At 31.6% G+C, this 22,227-nt stretch carries 22 protein-coding genes and 1 tRNA gene; 14 read left to right on the top strand and 9 right to left on the bottom strand.

Translation table 11 applies throughout. The annotated features are described in order from the left end of the window. Positions 1–21: 21 nt before the first annotated feature. From deia_RS00570 to deia_RS00550, 5 genes are all read left to right on the top strand, one after another. Positions 22–252, top strand: a complete 231-nt coding sequence (locus deia_RS00570; protein WP_146820236.1) for a hypothetical protein — start codon at positions 22–24, stop codon at positions 250–252. A 4-nt stretch (positions 253–256) separates the two neighbouring features. Beyond that, positions 257–1,420 carry an N-acetylmuramoyl-L-alanine amidase gene (locus deia_RS00565; RefSeq protein WP_146820235.1) on the top strand — a complete coding sequence of 388 codons (1,164 nt, stop codon included), beginning with the start codon at positions 257–259 and terminating at the stop codon, positions 1,418–1,420. A gap of 105 nt (positions 1,421–1,525) precedes the next feature. Next, positions 1,526–2,089, top strand: coding sequence for a hypothetical protein (locus tag deia_RS00560; protein WP_146820234.1), 564 nt, complete (start codon positions 1,526–1,528; stop codon positions 2,087–2,089). A gap of 213 nt (positions 2,090–2,302) precedes the next feature. Then, a complete protein-coding gene (locus deia_RS00555; RefSeq protein ID WP_146820233.1) occupies positions 2,303–2,524 on the top strand; it encodes a hypothetical protein in 222 nt (73 codons plus the stop codon). Positions 2,525–2,642: 118 nt separating this feature from the next. Then, the gene (locus tag deia_RS00550; protein ID WP_146820232.1) at positions 2,643–3,434 is read left to right on the top strand and encodes an enoyl-ACP reductase FabI; all 792 of its coding nucleotides are present in this window, start codon (positions 2,643–2,645) and stop codon (positions 3,432–3,434) included. A 92-nt stretch (positions 3,435–3,526) separates the two neighbouring features. Here deia_RS00550 and deia_RS00545 read toward each other — a convergent pair whose 3' ends face one another. The 5 genes from deia_RS00545 to deia_RS00525 all read right to left on the bottom strand — a co-directional run bounded on the left by deia_RS00545 (position 3,527) and on the right by deia_RS00525 (position 11,905). Further along, positions 3,527–4,861, bottom strand: a complete 1,335-nt coding sequence (locus deia_RS00545) for a penicillin-binding protein activator (protein WP_146820231.1) — start codon at positions 4,859–4,861, stop codon at positions 3,527–3,529. A 67-nt stretch (positions 4,862–4,928) separates the two neighbouring features. Then, on the bottom strand, positions 4,929–6,185 hold the full coding sequence (locus deia_RS00540) for an ABC1 kinase family protein (RefSeq protein WP_146820230.1): 1,257 nt from the start codon (positions 6,183–6,185) through the stop codon (positions 4,929–4,931). A gap of 10 nt (positions 6,186–6,195) precedes the next feature. Beyond that, complete coding sequence (locus deia_RS00535) at positions 6,196–10,275, bottom strand: hypothetical protein (RefSeq protein ID WP_146820229.1); 4,080 nt, start codon at positions 10,273–10,275, stop codon at positions 6,196–6,198. A gap of 3 nt (positions 10,276–10,278) precedes the next feature. Beyond that, positions 10,279–11,091, bottom strand: coding sequence for a glycosyltransferase family 2 protein (locus deia_RS00530; RefSeq protein ID WP_222912631.1), 813 nt, complete (start codon positions 11,089–11,091; stop codon positions 10,279–10,281). Then, entirely contained in the window at positions 11,069–11,905 is an 837-nt protein-coding gene (locus deia_RS00525) for a F0F1 ATP synthase subunit gamma (RefSeq protein WP_146820227.1), read from the bottom strand. The genes deia_RS00530 and deia_RS00525 overlap by 23 nt, the downstream gene beginning before the upstream one ends. A gap of 166 nt (positions 11,906–12,071) precedes the next feature. Here deia_RS00525 and deia_RS00520 point away from each other — a divergent pair, with 166 nt between their 5' ends. The 3 genes from deia_RS00520 to deia_RS00510 are packed head-to-tail and all read left to right on the top strand — an operon-like array spanning position 12,072 to position 13,746. After that, on the top strand, positions 12,072–12,401 hold the full coding sequence (locus deia_RS00520) for a TRL-like family protein (protein ID WP_146820226.1): 330 nt from the start codon (positions 12,072–12,074) through the stop codon (positions 12,399–12,401). Between the two features lie 27 nt (positions 12,402–12,428). After that, entirely contained in the window at positions 12,429–13,112 is a 684-nt protein-coding gene (locus tag deia_RS00515) for a hypothetical protein (protein WP_146820225.1), read from the top strand. Continuing rightward, positions 13,099–13,746: an alpha/beta hydrolase gene (locus deia_RS00510; protein WP_146820224.1), complete on the top strand. Its 648-nt coding sequence runs from the start codon at positions 13,099–13,101 to the stop codon at positions 13,744–13,746. Before deia_RS00515 ends, deia_RS00510 begins: the two co-directional genes overlap by 14 nt. A gap of 67 nt (positions 13,747–13,813) precedes the next feature. Here deia_RS00510 and deia_RS00505 read toward each other — a convergent pair whose 3' ends face one another. The 4 genes from deia_RS00505 to dxr form a co-directional block, all read right to left on the bottom strand. Next, the gene (locus deia_RS00505) at positions 13,814–14,743 is read right to left on the bottom strand and encodes a hypothetical protein (RefSeq protein ID WP_146820223.1); all 930 of its coding nucleotides are present in this window, start codon (positions 14,741–14,743) and stop codon (positions 13,814–13,816) included. Positions 14,744–14,792: 49 nt separating this feature from the next. Further along, positions 14,793–14,867 (bottom strand) — tRNA-Gln (locus deia_RS00500). Between the two features lie 270 nt (positions 14,868–15,137). Further along, complete coding sequence (ruvA, locus tag deia_RS00495; protein WP_146820222.1) at positions 15,138–15,755, bottom strand: Holliday junction branch migration protein RuvA; 618 nt, start codon at positions 15,753–15,755, stop codon at positions 15,138–15,140. Between the two features lie 6 nt (positions 15,756–15,761). After that, entirely contained in the window at positions 15,762–16,916 is a 1,155-nt protein-coding gene (dxr, locus tag deia_RS00490; RefSeq protein ID WP_161982754.1) for a 1-deoxy-D-xylulose-5-phosphate reductoisomerase, read from the bottom strand. Between the two features lie 55 nt (positions 16,917–16,971). On the opposite strand from dxr, the gene deia_RS00485 reads away from it, so the two are divergent. The 6 genes from deia_RS00485 to lysA are packed head-to-tail and all read left to right on the top strand — an operon-like array spanning position 16,972 to position 21,965. Next, entirely contained in the window at positions 16,972–17,871 is a 900-nt protein-coding gene (locus deia_RS00485; protein ID WP_146820220.1) for an HAD hydrolase-like protein, read from the top strand. A 6-nt stretch (positions 17,872–17,877) separates the two neighbouring features. After that, positions 17,878–18,357: a DNA polymerase III subunit chi gene (locus deia_RS00480; protein WP_146820219.1), complete on the top strand. Its 480-nt coding sequence runs from the start codon at positions 17,878–17,880 to the stop codon at positions 18,355–18,357. A gap of 1 nt (position 18,358) precedes the next feature. Next, positions 18,359–18,973 carry a hypothetical protein gene (locus deia_RS00475; protein ID WP_146820218.1) on the top strand — a complete coding sequence of 205 codons (615 nt, stop codon included), beginning with the start codon at positions 18,359–18,361 and terminating at the stop codon, positions 18,971–18,973. 4 nt (positions 18,974–18,977) lie between these two features. Further along, a complete protein-coding gene (locus deia_RS00470) occupies positions 18,978–19,535 on the top strand; it encodes a ubiquinone biosynthesis protein COQ9 (RefSeq protein ID WP_146820217.1) in 558 nt (185 codons plus the stop codon). A 4-nt stretch (positions 19,536–19,539) separates the two neighbouring features. Next, positions 19,540–20,682 carry a succinyl-diaminopimelate desuccinylase gene (gene dapE, locus deia_RS00465; RefSeq protein ID WP_146820216.1) on the top strand — a complete coding sequence of 381 codons (1,143 nt, stop codon included), beginning with the start codon at positions 19,540–19,542 and terminating at the stop codon, positions 20,680–20,682. Next, complete coding sequence (gene lysA / locus deia_RS00460; protein ID WP_146820215.1) at positions 20,682–21,965, top strand: diaminopimelate decarboxylase; 1,284 nt, start codon at positions 20,682–20,684, stop codon at positions 21,963–21,965. The genes dapE and lysA overlap by 1 nt, the downstream gene beginning before the upstream one ends. The last annotated feature ends 262 nt before the right edge of the window (positions 21,966–22,227 follow it).

Genomic DNA, 22,227 nt, shown 5'->3' with positions numbered 1-22,227 from the left:
ATATCGAAATAAGGTATTTTTATGACTCAAAAAATTAGTGTTTTATCTGTTTCACCTTTTCAAAAAATGAAGCAAGAAAAAGAAAATCGTCAAAAATCTAAAGATAATGCCGCAGATATTACTAAAGCACAAAGCAATCAAAGCGGACAAGATCGCAAAACTACAAAAATTAAAACAATGCCAAATATAAAATCAAATCAAAACACTTCGGTAAAACCAGTTATACAAAAAGCAGCTCAACGAGGTAAATAGAAATATGAATAATAATATTCATATACTGGATACTTTCAAAAAAACATACTCTACAATATCCGATATAAATGCCATCTGTCTTGATTATTTGATGTTAAATAGTGCAAATATTGAAAAAATAAATTACGGCATAAGTCATGTAAATCCAAAAGTTAAAGTCTTTAAGCAGCGCGATGTAAAGTATAATATCACGGAAGAAAAAACGCATCAGATTTTAGATTTGCAAATATCAACGATAGTTATACATACCACGAGCCTGGAAAGTGTAGAAAAAGCAGTACTTGTATATCATGAATATGGCGTAAGTGCACATTTTATAATAGATGTAGATGGTAAAATTTTTCTGCTTGTGCCAATTGAACTGTGCGCATTTCATGCAGGTAATAGTTTTTTTGGAAAGCTAAATAATATAGGAATACATGGCTATGGAATTGAAACAATAAATAGCCTAAATCCGATTTCAATTGGCATAGAATTTTTAACGCCAAATCACCATATAATATCTGATAAACAAATTGCGGCATATGAAAAAATAGTAGAAAATTTAAAAAAAGAATATCCGAAAATTGAAAATATCTTATGCCATAGTACAATAGCGACAGATAGGAAAAATGACCCATCAATATTGTCAATAATGTCTTTAAAAAATGCAAAAATTGGTAATTTGACTTTATTGCCGAATAAATTGGAATATAAAAAGCATGAATTTATAAAAAAATGCTTTCTAAATCAACATTCATTATCACGAAAAAACATAGAAGAAGCTGGGCATTTTTTGGGTATTTTGGGGTATAAAATTAATGGCTGGGCAAATGACAAAACTCTTTTTACCCAAGTGATTGATGCAATTTGCGATTATTTAAAGATATTGGAGCCTGAAATATTTTTATCAGCTGAGATTTTAGAATATTTATCGAATAAAATTGCAGAGAATACATCAATCAAATTTGTTAAAAATATTATCGAGACCAAAAATATAGATATTTTAAATAAAGTACCATCAGCTTTGAGAAAAGTCTATTTATCGCTTTTAATGGTTGAAAATATCGAGGCAAAGAATTTATTTCATCAAATGGAAATAGATAGTAATACACTAAAATGCATAGAAAATTTACAAAATCCACGCATCGTCAATGAAACTTTTCTAAAATTATTTTTTGAAGAGTGAGCCTAAAAGTGGAAAAGGCGTTACAATAAATTTTTATTTCTCAAATATCTTTTTCTTGACATTAATTTTTAAATAATTAACTTATAGTTGTATTTTATTTTTTATATGAACAAAAGAAACAAGCAAAATCAAAGCGATAATAAGGCGGTAGCTGGGCAAAGCAATGCTCCCGTGAATAACAAAAGGAGTAGATTTAATAGATATTTAGCATTTCTTGGAGTTGTTGGAGCTGCCGCGTCATATGCAGCTTATAAAGGATTAAGCGGTGGAGATAATGATGATATTGAAATTCCTAAAGATGAATTAGCCAAGATCCAGAAATGTTTTAATTCATTAGACTCTAAAACACAGTCACTAAGGAGCTTGAATCCTAAGCACTATGATATAAACGGTTTGAATGCCCTTCTTTGTTCAAAGTTTCCAGATACCGTACAACATGCTATCGAATTTACAAAAGAAATAAGATTATGTAATAAACAAGAATGTGATGATTACACTAAAGAGGATACAGGCGGATTCTTTCATCTTGAGAGTAAAGAAATTATCGTTAATAAAAATGAATTAACTGGTATTGCCAGTCTTCTAGAAACCGTCTTGCACGAACTGACGCATGCTTTGCAAAATTATGAAGAAGGATACTTCAATATGCCAAGTCTTGAGTCTATATAACAATGTGTAAATTCATTTAAAAAAAAGAAGGATATCTATTTCGAAAAAATAGCTATGTATAATGATGGTAGTAGGTCTGAAAATACTATGCATATTGAAAAGCATGCTAATATGATGGGTTATGCATTATTAGAAGGTTTTGATGAAAAATCAATGCGCAATAACCCAGACTGTGTCGAGTATATGTAGAGCGTAGATCTAATATTGGCAGATATGAAAAAGACCATAGAAATACTTAAACAAATTCAACAAGCACAAGAAAAGCAAGCAAAATTGGAAATTCAACAGCCAACAAAAGAAGAATTGGAGTATTACAAAGTTAATAAATATCAAAAAGATGGAAACAAAGCGCAAATTGAAGAAACTTGCAATATCAAAGATATGTGGCGGCAACAAACACCAAAGCATAACAATAATCACAATAAAGGCAGATGAGTATGAAAAATAGGGCTTATTAATATAGCCTCATTTCAGTCAATATTTTGCGTGATTAAAATAACACTTGCAAATAATTTTTCTAAAGACACGATGGTATACAATTTGATAAAAAAATATGTTATTACAAGGTAAAAAAGGTCTTATAATGGGTGTTGCAAATGACAAATCTATTGCATGGGGTATAGCACAGCTTGCACATAAACATGGTGCGCAGCTTGCATTTTCGTATCAAGGCGAGGTCTTGCAAAAACGTGTAGTTCCGCTTGCCGAGTCAGTTGGGGCAAAAGATGAGGTTTATGAATGTGATGTACAAAATGATGAATCAATCGATGCTTTGTTTGCAAAACTTGAGCAAAAATGGGAAAATTTAGATTTTATTGTTCACGGTATTGCATTTTCAGATAAAGATGAGCTTCGTGGCGGAATAACGAATACAAGCCGTAAAAATTTCGCAATGTCTATGGATATTTCGTGCTATTCCTTTATAGCGGTTGCAAAAGCTGGCTCAAAACTTATGAAAAACGGAGGAAGTATGCTGACTATGACATATTATGGTGCGGAAAAGGTAATACCAAATTACAATATTATGGGTGTTGCAAAGGCTGCTCTTGAATGCAGTGTTAAATATTTAGCAGCAGATTTGGGCGCACAAAATATAAGAGTAAATGCAATTTCTGCAGGACCAATAAAGACTTTAGCTGCATCTGGAATTGGTGATTTTAGATCAATGCTAAATTATAACGAGCAAAATACGCCACTTTGCAGAAATGTTTCGCAAGAAGATGTTGGTGGAACTGGGGTATTCTTGATTTCAGATCTTTCAACTGGAATAACTGGTGAAAATATTCATGTTGACAGCGGTGCACATGTTATGGGAACTCCAAAAAAACTTGGTGGTGAAAATTAAAACCTATATTATAACATCAAGATAAAAAGCAAAGTAATACTGAATAGTTGTCAAATTCGGAAAGAATCTAATCAATTAATATTATCCGCAAATTATCTTATCTTAGATATGGCGTTATTTGATATACCATATATGCAGTATTTTCTTTCTACAATATGATTTTTTCCAAATCTAAATTCCCCACTGACACCAATAAAGCCGGCTTTATCATGTAATGCGTCATAGGAAAAGTTATTATTTGCAAATAATGTTAGCAAAACTCCAGTTGCGTCATAACCAAGGGCTGAAAACGTTGTTGGCTTTGTGCTATATGTCTCTTTATAAAATTTCTCAAAAACATTAAATCTTTCTTTGTCGTATGTAATAAATTTAACATCATGATTTAAAACTCCAACTTCAACACTATCCGATATTGAAATTATCATAATATCTTTTTTTAACATACCAGCGGAGTCCATCTCACTTAGCAATGTGTCAAGAAACTGACCACCTGCATCGGTAATAATTACATCTAGATTGCGAATTTCCTGATTTTGTGGCTTTTGCCCACTTTTTTCCATTTTTTGCAAATCTTTTATATTCATTAAATAAGGAGTGCCATCTTTTGCGATATTGAAGGTTACAGATCTGCTTTTTAAAATTGTATTTATTGAAGACGAAATGCGTGTTTGGCTATCATCGTAAAAGCCAATTGATAAAAGTGCAGATTTTGTAGATTTTACTTCAGATGTTATTGCTTTTTGAATACCTATAGATCCTGCATCACTTTTGATTAATGCTGCAAAATTTTGTCTGCCATTTTGCCTTGCATAGTCTATCGCAACTTTAATTTTATCTATCGGGGAAACGCCAAATATCTCGATACTATTGTATTTTGTTAAAGCTGCATTATTTGAAAATGTTATAATTGGTGCAGAGATTTTAATAAAACTATTTACTAAATCTTCAACATCTTGTGAAAATATAGGGCCTAAAACAACATCAACATTCTCACTTTTAATTTTTTCTGCAATGACTTTCATATCAAGGGCTGCTGTGTCAAATGGAAAAAGATTAATATTATTTGACCCACTATCAAGCATAGCCATTTTTATACCGTCAAGCGTAGACTGACCGATTGTTTTATTTGGCCCAGATAGCGGTGCCAAAAATGCTATTTTATAAATGTTTTTACCTTTCATTTTTTGCCCATCTAGCATTTTGTCATACATATTTTCAAGTTCACTTTGGTTTGCAGATTGATTTAATTCATCCGTTGCAACTTGCTTTTCTTTTTCTACACTTACAAGATCTTTGCCATCTGTATCCTTCACTCTGCCAATTTGGTTATTTTGTGACTTGTCTTTCTTTAAATTAAATAAGAAATTCCTTCCACCGCATGAAACTAAAAGTAAAGAAAGAACTAGAAATTTTAGAAATACAAACATCGCAAAAAAAAACTCTATTTTACAGTACTTAGAAAAAATTACTTTTCAAGAGAAAATTTATTTTTCTTTAAAAATATTCCATAACTTTGTTGCGTAAATATTTAATATATGATGATATTTTTGTAATTAATTTTTCGGAAAATATTTTAAGATATATTTCATCAATTTTCTCGCTTGCAAGTAATAGAATGTTATAATCAGGGGCAAGATCAAGCACCATGCCTTCTATCATGGCCATTGTTTTTTGCAGTAAAATTAATTGTGGCTGCAATTCCATTCCAAATTTTTTCGATACAAACAGCAGGGATGTAAATACTTCACCTATAGAAATTGAGGCATTATTAAAATATATATCCCCTATTTTTCTACATTCATCGGCAAATTGATAAATATCAACACTTGGAGTAATCCAGGCAATATTGCTATGTATTTTTGCAAGTGTAATATAATCTTTTTTTAAAAACGATCTAATAATTTCAAATAAAGCGTCCGCATCACTACGAGAAATTTTATAATAGCATCCAAAATCAATAAAACAAAGCTTATTATCATTTAAAACCATAACATTGCTTGCGTGTAAATCGCCATGAAAATAATTATCAATATAAACTTGGTCTAGATGTGCATTAATAATGTCTTTAGCAATTTTAATTTTTAAAGCACTTGAAAAATTGACATCATTTATAATATCAAGTATAGTCATGCCATCAATCCAAGACATAACAAGAACATCTTTATTGCTGTATTTTGCATAAACATATGGCGAAGAAATATTGTATCTATCGGCATTTTTATACCTAAAATGATTGATATTGCATAATTCATTTTCCATATCAAGCTCGCAATGCAAAGCAGCTGATATATCCGATGCAATCTGGTAAAAATTAAATCTTTTAAATGCTTTGATTTTTGCAAGGAAATTGAGTAAAAAGGTCATTTTTTTACAATCTCTACTAATTTCAATTTTTGCACTCTTTTTTACCACTTTTATAGCAATATAATTGCCATTTTTTAATTTTGCCTTATAAACAAGAGCAATAGATGCGGAGTTGACTGGTTTTTCATCTATTTTTTCTAAATCTTGCAATAGTGCATTTGGTAAATTTTTCACAATGTCAATGTAATCTTGGTTACTTTGAACACTGTATTGCAAAAGTGATAAACTACACGCTCTTTTGCTACCAATTAAATCTCCACGCATTGAAAGAAATTGACCAAATTTAATATAAAAGCTTCCAAGTTTATAAATTATATATACCCCAAATTTTGGCGTAAATCTAGTAATATATATAGCAATTAAAAATATTGATGCTTTTATAATCATAATATTTATTCTATAATTGTTTTTTTAATTTTTTAAGCTCATTATCACATTTCTTAATTTGCATCTCTTGTTTTTGTGCTTGAAGCTCAATATTTTGCTGCATCATAGCATTAAATGTAAATTGAGTATCAAGAGCCACTTTAACACCAGTTGCATCTTGGGAAAGCAAATCAATAATCTTTTTACCGCATTTGTTATTAAAGTCATTAATTGCAGCTATTTGAGTATTAACATCTGTCATTTCAGAGATTGTTTTTAATGTTTCATTGAATTTCTCAACATTTCCACCAATTGATTTTTCCCATTGTTTATATTTTTGATCAATTTTTTGCAGCTTTTTAGTATGCATCTTTGATTTATTTTCAAGTTTTGTAATTTGCTCTACAACTTCCTGTTTTTTATCATCTTTGTCTCCACCGCCTCCCATGACTAAATTTTCAGTTCCACCAACACTTGCAACTTCAAGCTCTGTAGATAAAGCTTTTGAAGCATCGCCAACTTCTTGAACTTGCAGCTCTGTAGGAAGTGGCTGAACATCATCTTTGTCCTTCTCTTCGTCTACAGCGTAATCTTTCTCCTGAATTGTATTAATGACGACATCATCAGCAACTTCTTTGAAATCATTATTTTTTTCTTTCTCATTATCATCTTTTTCCCTACTCTCATCTTTGTCATCAAATTTTAATATCAATCCACTTGAATTTTCATCTTTTGGTATATCATCAAATTTGAAATCTATAATTGGATCATATCTATTTTGCAAATCTTCTCTTTCTTGAATCATTTGGATTTCATTTTGAATGACTTTTAATTCAGCATTAATAGCGAGAATTCTTTCTTCATTGTCAGCTATTTTTTGCTTATTTTCTTCTATCTTTTTCTCATTTTCAGCTATTTTCTTGTCTATCATCTCTTGTGCAGCCTTTTTCTCCTCTTCTGACATCTTCTCATCTTTTTCTATACTTTCCTTCGTTTTCTTTAATGCTTCATTTTCTATTGCCAACTTCTCATTTTCATCTTTTAGTTTTTCATTTTCTTTTTTCAGCTCTCTATTTTCTTCTTTTAATTCATGCTCTTTTAATTGCAATCTTTCTTTATCGGTTAATTCTTGAACCTGTTTTTCAAGCTGTGTGTTTAATTCAGTTAAATTCTTCCTATCAATCTCATTAACTTCATCATTTCCATCGCCTTTTTCCTTGTCAATTTTTCCCTCAAGATTTCTAATTCTTTTCTTTAAATCCAATGCTTTATCGAGATTGCTAACCTCTTTTTCATCTTTCTCGCCATTACCTTCTAAATTGCCACTATGATCAGCAGCATCACCCATTGCTTCACCATCAAAGTTAAGTTGCACAGGTGGTTGTTCATCTTCTTTATTTTGATCGCCATCAAAATTTATTGCCATTTCTGGTTTATCTTCTTGATTTTCACCATCGAAACTAAGCACTGGAGCATCTTTATCACCTTGTTGCTGCCCACCATCAAGATCAAAATTCATTGCCATTTCTGGTTTGTTGCGTTTTATTAACATGTCACCACCTCCGCCACCTCCAGCTCCACCGCCACCACCAGATTTATTTTTATCTCCAAATAACTCTTTCATTTTTCGCAAAGCTGCATTGCCAAGTTGTTCAAGCTTTTTGCCGGCATATTCATAACCCTTACGAGCAACATATTTTGGTGCTTTTCCCACTATAGAAGACGATCTAGCTATCATACTACCAAGCATACCACCTGGATTATCAAGTGCTTTTGAGCTAACATCAACACCTGTCATTTTGCTAATTGGTTTTGCAGCAAAATCCCACATATTGCCGAATATTTTTGACCCATCTTTTAATGCGCTACTTCCACCAAAAATACTTGCTGTAAATTTTTGAATAAAATCAAAAGTCTGAGTTCCAAGAAAAACTGTAGTAATCATTGCAATAACTTGTTTAAATATAACACCAGAATCTATATTGCCAACTATTTCCCATTTGTAAAAAGTGAAAACTACAATACTAAACCATGGTTTAAAGCATGCTTCATACGATAAAACATCGTGTATTGCAGACATTACTATGTTTAGAACAATGGTAAAAATCAAAATACCCATTACACTTGTAAGCGACATTGTTATCATATTTGATAGATGGTCTTCAAATCGTTTTTGAAATTTTTCACTGTACATTAAGAAGATTACTGCAAAGGGGAATAATGCAAAATATACAGAAATTCCAATTGTTGAAAATATAAATATCATGGATATTCTAACAAGATATATAGCAGTCGATAAAATAGACCAAAATATTAAAACTGATATTAAAATATACAAGCCTCCTTCTGAGAAAAAGCCAAGACTTTTTGCAAGCATTGATGGTCCAAATAAATCTCTAACAGCGCTATCAAGCGATACAAATGGTGTTTTTGCATCAATATTTCCGGCAGAGAAGCCCGTTACCTGCATTAATCCACTTATAATTTCAGCCGATAACTCTTGTGTTCCAGTTAAGAAAAGAGGTATTAAAAAATAGTCAAATATTTCACTGTTATTAGGATTGGAAAACCAGAATACAAAGCCAACTGACATAGCTTTACTGACTATCATTTGTACGGATAGTGCATATTTACCAGTTAGAAAATCAAATGCCAATGCCATGAAGCTCCATAATCCAAACATAAGAATTGTTGCCTGAAATACTGGAGATCTTAAAATCGCATTTCTCATATTCACTACAAGTCCATCATCAGAAAACACCGTTCTGACTTCAGATTTAATAATATTGCCATTTGAGTCTTTAATATCAATAGTTTTTGTTTTTAAACCAAGTGCATATACAGTTACCATATTCCAAACTGAATTTAACATGCCTTCGCTACTTGATCCTGCATATCTTGCACCTCTTGCAAACCTTAATGTCACCTTGCCTTCATTGTCTGTATAATCAAGGTCTGCAACGGTAAAATATATTCTAAGACCTGCCTGTGGAAATGCAAATTCACACATATTTGCATGCGCGTTACTAGAGTCAGTTGGTGCAAGACTTGCATTTTTGCAATCTCCATAATAAGACATTGGATGTTCTTGTAAATCTTCTTTTGATCCATCAGTTGCCGCAAGCCATCCCGATGCAGCAGAAACTTGATAATCAACACTCCTTGTTTTTGCCGCTTCTAAATTATACACTGTTGTTGGAATAGTAAATGGCATAGCCATTGTCATTCGTATTCCGTCGCTATTTGTAACAACAGAATAGCCTGTTTGTGATTTAGGATTTGGCTCAAGCACAGGAACAGTTTTATTCGCAACATGATATGCAATTGGGGCATTGAGTCCAAGTTTCATGTATACCCCATATCCATTTGCAAGTGCACATGTAGTATATCTGTCAATTGGTTGTGCAAGTTGCGTTCTAATGCCATCATAATTTAAGCATGTTGAATATATTTCGCTCATTTGCTGGGAAAAATGATAATCTCCAATATATGAATTTTGATAATTTAGCGGAACTGTATTTTCACATGATGTTAAGTAATATCTATGCAGAGTGTCAAGTGCAAAACTTGAGTATTCCAAATATCTACATTTTCCAGTTTCTTGATCATAGCCGTAATTGCAGTAATATGGATTTGTATTTAAGTCATCTGACATATTACAAACTGCATATTCCGTTACAACTGCGTATGTGCCATCGACTGCTTTTACTATATTTGGCCTTTTTGATGTTGCATTTTTCCCCCAAGGAAACCACAATCCATTTGAATATAAAACTATCATGTCTCCTGTTGTTTCAAGGCCTGAGTCAATCCAATCTGGATTCTGGCCAGATTGATCAAGTTGATAAACTGAAGCAGTGGCACCAGAGCCTTTAATTTCAGATACATCAAGTGTAAATTCCTTTACAGCACCAAATTCAGCAGCATTATAGCATTTACCCATATTTTTACCATCACTCATGGCAAAAATCATCAAGGCTGTAAATACAATAACCGTTAGTAGCAAAAATCCTCCTAGATGCTTAGCTATTGCAAGAAAAATTTTTTTTATCATTCCATCTTGCTTTTTCTTTTGATCATCTTGCTTTTTTTTCGCTTTACCATCTGCCATATTTTACATCATAAAGCCGTGTTTCCTGAAATAAACAAGCATAGATTTTATCATAATCCATGTCATTTTAAGACTTTTATGACTCTCTCTCTTCCAAATATGTATAACTTTTGCACTTGGCACAAAAACAATTTTCCCTATATTCCAAGCCCTTTTGCATAAATCTGCATCTTCCATATATAAAAAATAATCTTCATCAAATCCATTAAGTTTTTCAAAAGTCTCACTTCTCATAAAGTAAAAACACCCCGATGCAAATGGAACTTCGCATATATTATCATATCCAATATCTAATCTTATATATTTATTATATCTATTTTGAAAATATGACATATTTTGTAGAAATTTAGGCAAAAATCTCCTAATTAACATATCAAAAACATTGGGATTATTCTTGTTTAACATCTGAGTTGTTAAGTCTGGATTAAATATTTTTGGAACGCATATAGCACATTCATCATTTTTTGCGACATAATCTAAAAGATTTGCAAGGCATCCATCTAGCATTTTTATATCTGGATTAATTATTGCATGAAACTTACCAATTTTGTTATTTTGCTGCAAATATTCAAAACCACGATTATGTCCATAGCCAAAACCACGATTTTCACTAAGCTCTAAGACTGAAACTCTATTTTCATTGTAAAATTTATTTTTTAATTTCATCACTATATTACTCGATGACTTTGAATCAACTAGAACGATATATTCTCCGCCGTTTTCAAAAAAGCTATCAATACAGACGCATAACTCGTTAAAATCTGAGTTATAAACAACTATACATGCTGAAATTTTAACCTGATATGACCTGCGCACCTGATACAACATCAATTAACTCATTTGTTATTTTTGCTTGACGTATTTTATTGCACTGCAACGTCAATTTATCTATAATTTTTTTACTATTTTTAGTTGCTCCGTCCATTGCAATCATGCGAGATGCCATTTCGCTTGTTGTACTGTTGATTTTACAATACTGAAGACAGCCTTTAATTAGCAGTGATGAGATAGAATCTATCATTAAATTTAAATCTTGCTCGATCTTGAATTTATCAATACTGGAATTTTCATCTATTGTAACTGGAAATGCCTTAAGTACAGTAGGTTTATTTTCCATAATAGATGTAAAATGTGTATATAGAAAATCGATATTTGCAAATTCTCTACTTGATATAATTTCTACAAGATTTTCGTAATCATTAGATTTTGATGATATTATTTCATATTCTTGCAGGTGCTTTCTTGCAAATTCATCAATTTTTTTACCAATTGTAAATAAAGTAATTTTCTTCTTGCAATTGGAAATATATTTTTTGACCTCCTTTTCAAGTGCATTATTGACATTGCCGCAAAGACCCTTGTTTGGTGATATAACGATCAATAAAACATTATTTGAAGCATCGTGGCCTTTGAAAACATTTACATCTTTTATATTTGAAAGCTCACTATCTTGTGTATTGAAAGACTTTGCAATAGTTGATATTTCCTTAAAATATTCATTGGTTGCAATTAGTTTTTTTCTTTCAGATTTAAGGCTTACAGAGGCAATCATTTCCATTGCTTTTGTAATTTTATTTGTAGACTTTAGACTTTTAACTCTGTCTCTAATTTGCTTTAACTTTCCAGACATTTTTCAAATATGAAAATATGTGAGATAAAATATGAAATTAACTTATTGTCAAGAAGTTTTTTTACTACATTGGCATTCTATTTAAATAGACATAATGCAAAAAAGAATAAATACTTGACTTTAAAAAATTTATTGAGATAGTTATTCTAAGATTTAATATTTATTTATGAAAAAAATTGCTTTGGCTATTTCTTTAGTTACAATTGCTGGCTGTGCGCAAACATCTACTGGCATGAGTACTGGATTGATATATAACAATATAAAAGATAAATCATATCACACAAATTTCGATAATACAGTAAAAGTATCAAAAATTGGTCGCTCTTGTACAACTGGTGTTCTTGGCTTAACTTCTTGGGGCGATTCTTCGATAGAAACTGCTAAAAGTAATGGTAAAATTACAAAAATTGCCTTTATTGATAAAGAAAATTTTGATACAAGATTTGTATGGTTACCGATTTATTCACAAGGTTGCACCGTGGTTCACGGTGAATAATAGTTTCATTAAATTTAATATATAAAAATGTTTTTACAGATGCTTTTGCTGAAATTTGTTGTTTTTATTGTAATAGTTTTTACACACAATAATTTCGCATTTGCATCTGTTTCATCTGTTAAAACCAAAGTTTATGAGTGCATCTTTGAATACGGTGTTGTTAAGAAAATTCCAATTGCAAATTCAGAATTTTTAGTACCGCAAAAAGATATGCCTATGCCATTTACTGCCGTACGCAATCCGGATTGTTTTATTTTAAAAAATAATAGACAGCAAAATACAGCTTTGGCAAATTATCATTCATCTTCATTCTTAACAAATTTTATTTTAACGATTTCAAAATCATATAAAAAATCATGCAATGGCAAGGCGTGCGAAAGCACAATAAACTGTAAAATTTTAACACAGTCAGTAGCAAATGCAATTAATCAATATATATCCGAAGATTCCAGAAATTACGGCAGACTTGCAGAAAGTGAAGAAATCGTCAAAAAAGCTGTTAAAGATGATAAAGAATGTATTAAAAAGATCTACGGCCTTTATAGCTCAAAAAGATTTCTATTTTACAAAGATCCAAAATGTATTAATTACTTATTATCAAATGAACCAGAATATATAACACATATAACAGAATTGCTACAAGGAACAAAGTCATCTTACAATAAGGAATTTATAAATTGTCTATCTGATATTAAAAATGATACACAGTGAAATAGGCAGCAAGAACCCTGAGAAAATCGTTATTATAATGCATGGATATGGCTCAAATAAAGACGACATGTCTTATGTTGCAATGGATATGGTAAATAAAAGCCAAATTATCAAGGATAAGGTTTTATTTTTATCACTTGATGCACCATTTTCCTTTGAATATGACCCATCCGGCAATGCAAGACAATGGTTTTCGCTCATGTCAAGAGATGAAGATTTTGTATACCAAGGGCTTGATAAGGCTTATATAATTCTCATTGAATATATCAATGAAATGCTGCAAAAATACAATCTTTCATATGGGGATTTATTTCTATCTGGATTTTCACAAGGGGCAATGCTTTCCTTGCATACTGGGATTAAAATAGGAAAAAAACTTTCTGGAATAGTATATTTTTCTGGTACTTTGGCAAGGAAAGACGATGTATTAAAAAATAGTATAATAAATCAAGATATTTGCATGATACATGGTGATAAAGACGACGTTTTACCATTTACATACTCAAAAATAGCACACAAAGCACTCATTGAAGCTGGATGGGCTGCAGATCTTCACATTATCAAGGATATGCCACATACAATAAATGATGAGTGTATAAAAATTGCGACAAAATTTATAGAGAAAAAGATATAACCCGAGCTATATCAACTATCTGCAAACAAGTATAATTAACCTGTATATTAAATAATACTTGATAATTTTATATAAAATTATCTGTTAAATTAATAACTTTCTTTGCAATTTCATTAATCTTTTTAATATACTCTTTAATTTCTAATTTATCAAGCTCCATCTTGTCCATTTTGGCATCAATTTCAGATGCACGCTTTTGCAACTCAATACTAAATTCAAGATTCTTCTTAAACATTTCATCAACCTCGCTTTCTTTTTTTTCAATTTCATTTTCCCTTATGTTTAGCAGATTTTCTCTTTGTCTAATGCTATTTTTCGAGACTGCAGATAGCTCGCTATTAATTCTTTCAATACTCAAAACAGTCTCATTAAAAATAGAATTTGCAATATTGAGTGCATTATCATTGAAATTTTTTATATCAAAATTAAAAACTTTCTGGAATGCTTTTTCTGTATTGGAAGATATATGTAATGTAAAATTATCAAAAAGAATCTTACATTTTGCATTATTGACATCGTTATTTTCTTTAATAAAATTTTGAAATTTAGATGCAAGGCAATAACATATATCATCAAAAACAATCTCAAGGAAAATCCTCTTTTCTTTCTCAGAAATTCCATTATGCAAGCCAATAATATTTATGTTTTCTATGATTTTATTTTTTATTTTATCAATATTTGCAACAATATTTTTCTTCGCATCATTTAAAATGTGTTTATCACATATATTTAACAGTGCATCTGATCTAATTTTTCTAGCTATATCAACATTTTGCAAATCTTGACTTGATTTACAATTCCTCAGTACTATGCTTACAAAACTAGCTCTATCTCTTGAGGAAAAAAATTCTAGAATATTTCTATCATTTACTAGAACAATTTTCTCGATATTAGAAAATAATTCATCAAAACCCATTGAATAATCTGTTTTTTCTATAATAGAAAGACAAACTAAGTAAACTTTTGCTTTTGCAATAGATACTATACTAGCGTTCATAACTAAAAAATTAATCAAAAAAGACAAAAAAGCTGACAATAAAAAGAAGTGGTTGGGGTGAAAGGATTCGAACCTATGAATGCTGGTATCAAAAACCAGTGCCTTACCGCTTGGCGACACCCCAAAGCTTAAGAAAATTAATATAGCATTTTTTTAATTTGCAAGTTTTTTTTTAAATAAAAAATAATTACTCAATATTGACAATTTATAAAGTCAATTTATTATAGTTATTTGTAATAAACTTTATTAAATCTAACGCATTCATTATATCAAATTTACTCTTTGAAATCAGGATATTTTATCATCTCGGCAACACATTACTTAAGAAAAACTGACTTACATTCTTGGCAAATACTCTGTGCACACTCAAGCAACTATAGAGCTACAAAATTTACTATTTCATGGCTACGGAACTCAGATAAAACTTGATTAAATCCTCTGTGGAAATTTCGCCATCTTCCGCAAATTTCTTCGATATAATCTGATACACTTGGGATTTTTGAAAGCCAAGTGCGACCAGTGCATCGGTTGCTTCAAGCAGGCTGTTATTTTTGCTATTTTTTGCCTGCACACTTGATACAGATTTTACATTATTTACACTCTGGGTGCCGATTTTTTTCAGAACAGACTGCATTTCAGTCACTATTCTAGTTGCAAGTTTCGCGCCAACTCCATTTGCTTTTGCAAACAGTTTTTCGTCTTGAGATAAAATTCCGCTGTAAATTTCGTCAACCGTTAGAGTTGAAAGCACGCTAATTGCAAATTTTGGACCAAGTCCGCTGATTTTTGTAAGCTCAAGGAACCAGAATTTTTCGTCTTTTGTGCTAAAACCGTATAAAAACTGCCCATCTTCACGAAAAATATGGACTATTTCAAGGCATATTTGCACTCCACATGTTATATTTGTAAGGGTGGATCTTGGGCAAATTATTTCGTAAATTACGCCAGAGACATCAAGCAGAACCCTATCTTCGCAAACTTCATGAACTTTTCCGATTAATTTTGCTATCATATAATATTATAAAGCTACAGAATTTGCGTATTTTCTTGCCATTTCATCGAGGTTTTTTACATCATCAATTGAGCTTATTTTTACACTAAAATCTGCCTCAAGGCATTTGCTAACAATTTTTTCAATATCGCAAAAACCTATTTGATCATCGATAAATTTCCGCACTGCAACCTCGTTACTTGCATTAAAAATAATTTGAGCTTCGTGACCTACTTTCAAGGCAAATCTTCCAAGGTAGAACATTTTGTATTTTTCATGAGAAATCTCGGCAAAATCTAGGTTTTTAATGGCAATTAAGTCAAGTTTTTTCGCGCTATTTTTAATGTTTAAAACGCCATCTGAAATTGCATGACCAATATGAATTTGCATGTCTGGATTTGATAAAAACGCAGTCACAGAGCCATCTTTTAAGTAAAGCATTGCGTGAATAATCGACTGCCTCTGGATTATTGCGTCAACTTGCTTGTAATTTATGTCAAAAAGTACGCATGCTTCCATTAATTCAAGCGCTTTATTTGCCATAGTGTTTGAATCAATCGTAATTTTTTGCCCCATTTTCCAGTTTGGATTGGCAATATCTTTAGCTTTTAACGCTTTTATTTCCTCTAAACTTTTTCCCAAAACCATGCCGCCCGATGCAGTAATTGTGTATTTTTCTATATCCGAATTGTTTAAAACTCCAGATTTAATGCGGTAAAGTGAGTTATGCTCAGAGTCTATTGGAATTATTTTTACATTATGTTTTTGCGCCTCATTTTTTAAAAACTTTCCAGCACAAATAATGCTTTCTTTATTCGCAATTGCAAGGGTTTTTGCTTTTGGCAAAAGGGTAAAAGTCGGCTCCATGCCGGCAAATCCCGAAATTGCAGAGACAAGGCAGTCAAATTTGTCAATTTGCGCAGCCAAATCTTTAAAACAGCCCTTTCCACCGATAAATTTACAGCCCAAATGTATAGTTTTTGTTTTAACGGACGCAAGTAAAATTTCATCCTCCATGACGACAAATTTTGGACGAAATTCAAGTATTTGCCTCACAAATTCGATGACATTAGATTTACAGCAAAGCGCCAAAACCTCGAACATTTCTGGATTTTTACGCACAATATCTAGTGTATTTTGCCCAATTGAACCAGTTGAACCTAAGATAATAATTTTTTTCATAATTACTTGCTTTTTATTAAACAGCATTTTAAAGTATAAAAAATTAATAATCAAGATGTTTGCAAAAATTCAGACAATTATAGACGATTTTGATATATTTTTGCTAGATATATTCGGACTTATTCACGATGGCGCTTTGCTTTATGACGGCGCAAAAGAAATGCTTTTAGAGATTAAAAAACAGGGGAAAAGAGCAATATTTATATCAAATGCCCCACGAACAGCAATTCAAACAGCACAAAGGCTTGAAAATGTTGGAATTACAACGGATTTATATGAAAAAATCTTTACACCAGGTGAGCTTTTCTTAAACAAGTGTAAAAATGGCGAATTTGGCGGTAAATACTTCGGATTTGGCAATAAATTAGACATTGATTTAATTGCAAATATCAAAGGACTGCAAAGGGTTTCTGATTTAAATGAAGCCGATTTTTTGGTCTCTTTTGGAATGTTTGAAACGCGTGAAGAAAACGACGAAATATCTGCAAAACTTCAGCTTGCAAAAGGGAAAAATCTAAAAATGATATGTGTGAATCCTGACATAATAGTAAAGCAAAAGGCAAAAAATGCGCAATTTACCAAAGAAGGCGAGCTAAAAGGCGTGATTGTAAAAGATAAAAACGGCCATTTAGATTTCTTATGCGCTGGTCATATTGCAAAACTTTACGAAGAAATCGGCGGCTCTGTCTCATATTTTGGCAAGCCATTTGCTGACATATATAATGAAATTTTCAACTACTTGGGCAACATAAACAAGGAAAAAATCATCGCAATTGGGGACTCTTTTGAGACTGATATAAAAGGCGCAAACGGTGTAAATATCAAGTCAGCACTGGTTTTAACGGGAATTCATGGAAGTCTTTTAAATGGCGATATTTTGGATAAAAATGAGTTTGAAAGGCTGTCAAAAAAGCACGATGCAAAGCCGGATTTTGTACTCAAAGATCTAACGTAATCGAATATGGAATTAATGATTTATCACATTGCAAATGAAGAAATTAAGGATGTTGTTGCAAACCTTGTGCTTGCAATGGAGTCTCAAAATATTTACGGCATAATCGTTTGCGACAGCGTCGAATTAATGCAAGAATGCGACAGGCGAATTTGGACAATAAGCAGCGAAAAATTCATTCCCCATGGCACTATTTTGGATAAATTTGACATAAATTTACAACATTTTTACTTAACCGATAAATTTGAAACTAAAGACGGTTTTTCATCAATCTGCTTTGCAAAGCAAAATGACAAAATTGCAGAGCAAATCCATGAAATTTGCAGTTACGAATACACAAAAGAGGTGCTAAAAGTTGCATATATTTTCTGCGGAATTGACGAAAGCGCAAACTACATCAAGGAAATTGATATGGAAAAAATAAATATGAAATTTTCTTCTTGCAAATTCTTTAAAAGGGTTAATAATGTATGGGAAAAAGTGCTTTGATATGCGAAAACTACTGATTATATCTATTTTATTGCTTTATTCAAATATATCAAATGCAGTAAATAATGCTGCGCAAAATAAACAAAAAGATGAAATTCTAAACAATGATAAAAGTTTGGACGAAGATATTAAAGATTACTTTACCGATGAAGATGGAAATATATTGGAACCAGCTAAAATTCCATTACTAAAAGCTACAATGAAAAACTGGAAGGTATTAGTTGGCAATGTTGATGGAAGAAAAATTTGCTACGCATTTTCAAAACCTTTTGCAAAAGTTGGAAATCACAAAGATTCAAGAGATGCCTATTTAATGGTAATTTACTTTAATAAAAAGCGACAAGATGTAAATATTTCAATGGGATTTTCCTTTAAAACAGGCTCTATAGTGCAAATAAGCGTAGATGGAAAACAGTTTTCCGCAAATACAAAAGAGTCAATTGCAATACCAAATCATCAAGGTATTGACAGCGAAATTGTAAAATCCATGATATACGCCAAGCGTGTTTTAGTGAAAGGTGATTCACGAATTGGAACCTACGGCGTTGATGCATATTCTTGCGATAATTTCCAAGATGTATATGCAAAATTAATTGAACTTTGTGATTTTATGTAAAATTATGCACGAATTACTGCTTATAAAATTTATAGACAGCGTCTCAAATAACGAAAATTTTTCCATACAAACTTTACAAAAAATTGCATATCAAAATAATATCAAAATCTCCATGCTCACTGCAATATTTCCAAAAGATATTATTTCGTTAATTGATATTTACTGCGATACAATTTTTAGTGATATTGACATGGATAAAATAGACACAATTCAAAGTTTTACAAATAAAGTTAAGATTTTATCAAGTAGCGTTGTTGAAAAAATGATGCAAAATGAAATATTTGCAAAGAAATTTTGCATGTATTTAATTAAAAATCCACATTACTTGGGCAAAATAAGCTATAAATTTGCTGATTTTGTTATGAAAAATGCTAAAGATGCTAGTCTTGATTTTAATTACTACACAAAAAGAGTTATTCTATCTGGTATTTTTATAAAGGCATTTATTGATATTTCAAAAGGATTGCATTGCATTGATATTGTTGATAAACTTGAATTAAATATTGCAAAAATAGGCGGAATATCAAAAATAAAACAAAAAGTATTGGGTTTTTTAAAATAATTTTATGCAAGAGAAAATACTGCAAAAATTAATACAATTTCCAAGCGTCAGCCCTAAAGATTGCGGTATTTTTGAGTATATTGAAACTTTATTGCCAGATTTTTCTCATGATTTGAAATATTTTGGCGAAAATGAGCAAAAAACTGGTAATTTATATGCAAAATTTGGAAAATCGGGGAGAAATTTCTGTTTTTGTGGACATATTGATGTCGTTCATGAGGGAAAAGCCTATAAATGGCGTTTTGAGCCTTACGGTGGCTTTTTGGAAGATGGTATAATTTATGGCAGGGGCGCAGTTGACATGAAGGGGGCAATTGCATGTTTTATTGCGGCCGTTAGTCGTTTTAGACAGCAAAACCCTGATTTTAACGAAACAATTTCGATATTGCTTACCGCAGATGAAGAAGATAGCGGACAGTTTGGAATAAAGAAAATGATAAAACACATCGATGAAATGGGAGAGAAAATCGACGCATGCGTAATTGGCGAGCCAACTTCTGATGAGAAAATTGGCGACAGCATTAGAATTGGGCGTCGTGGAAGCATTAATTTCTCGGTTGATTTTCATGGAACAGCTGGGCATGTTGCATATCCGCAAAAAGCTGAAAACCCAATTACAACCTTGGCTTTTTTTATGTCTGCGATGAAAAATCATCGATTTGACGAGGGAAATGATGCTTTTGAGCCTACAAATTTAGAGTTCGTCGATGTTTCAAGCTCAAATGAGATGAAATCAACAAATGTCGTACCAAATAAGGCTTCTTGCATGTTTAATGTGCGATTTAACAACTTACAAAGTGGCGAAAAAATAGCGGAATTTATCTATAAAACCCTTGAAATGATCGCAGGAAAAGGCAAATTTGACATGCAGTATAAAATATCAAACGAAAGCTTTTTTTACGGCAGTAATGAAATTAGCAAAATAGCAAGCGATGCTGCGGACAAAATCACTGGAAACATGCCATCTCTTGACTGCAAAGGCGGAACAACGGACGGACGCCATATTATAAAATACTGTAAAAATACCTGTGAAATTGGGCTGAAAAACGCCATGGCGCATAAAATTGACGAACATGTTTCTTGCGATGATTTGCAAATTTTGACGGATATTTATCTTGAAATTTTGAATATTTATTTTAAAAAATAATGAATAACATGGAAAACTTTTATACAAATTATTTTAAATACAAAAATAATATTTTACACGCAAATGACTTAAATTTACAAGAATTTTGCAGTAAAACAGACACTCCATGTTATCTTTATAATAAAAATGCAATCGAAGATTTTGCTTCAATAATTCAAAATAATCTCAAGCCACTAGAACCGGAAATTTGCTATGCAGTCAAGGCTTTGTCAAATATTTCCATCTTAAATATTATGCATCAGATGAATTTTGGTGCAGACTGCGTCTCAGGTGGAGAGATATTTCGCGCACTAAAAGCAAAAATCCCTGCATCAAAAATAGTATTTTCCGGCGCCGCAAAAAGCGATTACGATATTGAATTTGCATTAAAAAACAGCATTGGACAAATAAATGTTGAGTCATTTTCTGAAATTGAAAAAATTAACAATATAGGAAAAAAATTGGGAGTGGTTCAGAAAATTGCAATTAGAATACGCCAAAATACAGCGGTAAATACTCATAAATTTATTGCAACAGCTGGTCAAGATAGTAAATTTGGTATAAGCGCAAGTGATATTACTGAACATAAAATATCACAAATACTATCTATGAAAAACATAGATTTAATTGGCTTTAGCATTCACATTGGTTCGCAAATTTTCTCAAACGAAAGTTATCACTCCGCATATAAAGTTATGCGTGATGTAATGGATAGGCTCAAAAATTCTGCTATAAATATAAGAAAAATTGATCTTGGAGGCGGGTTTGGCGTAAAATATAAAGAGGATGACGGCATATTTGATTTTATAAAATATAGAGATACCATATTGGAAATTTTTGGAGATTATATAAAATCTGGTGTAAAATTAATTATCGAACCTGGAAGATTTTTAGTTGCAAATTCTGGCATTTTACTTGGTAAAGTGCTTTGCATAAAGGAAAGTGATGGTGAAAAATTTGTTATTTTAGATTGCGGAATGAATGATTTACCTCGTATTGCATTATACAACGCTCATCACGATATTTTGCCGATAAAAAGAAACAATGAAACTGAATTTTATAATATTTGCGGTAGAATATGCGAAAGTTCAGATTTTTTTGCAAAACATAGACAAATTTCATCAATTGAAGTCGGTGATTTTGTGGCAACCCTCTCAGCGGCCGCCTACTGCTCATCAATGTCTAGCGAATATAACTCATATCCATTGATATCAGAGTATCTTGTGTCAAATGCAAATGTCAAAAAAATACGAAGTTCTGTGAAAATTGAGGAGATTGTGGGAAGGGAGATTTTTGTGGAATGAGGGTAGATATCGATTTGATTTAAGGGGCAAAAGTCGCAAAAGTTGGGAGTTCTGTGAAAATTGAGGAGATTGTGGGAAGGGAGATTTTCTTATAACATCGATAAAAACTGGTTATTTTTACATCATGCTGTAAATTTTGTTAAGTTGAATGGCAAAAATTCTTTTAGTAATCGAAATTTCCCAAAGCTCACCCCCAAAAAACCCTTTCGCAGTCGAGGTAAATTGTGATTTCGGGGATGTGTTTAGGGTTTGGAAAAGATTT

The organism is Candidatus Deianiraea vastatrix, from assembly GCF_007993655.1.
Taxonomy (GTDB): Bacteria; Pseudomonadota; Alphaproteobacteria; order Rickettsiales; family Deianiraeaceae; genus Deianiraea; species Deianiraea vastatrix.
This window is presented reverse-complemented; position numbering and strand designations above follow the sequence as displayed.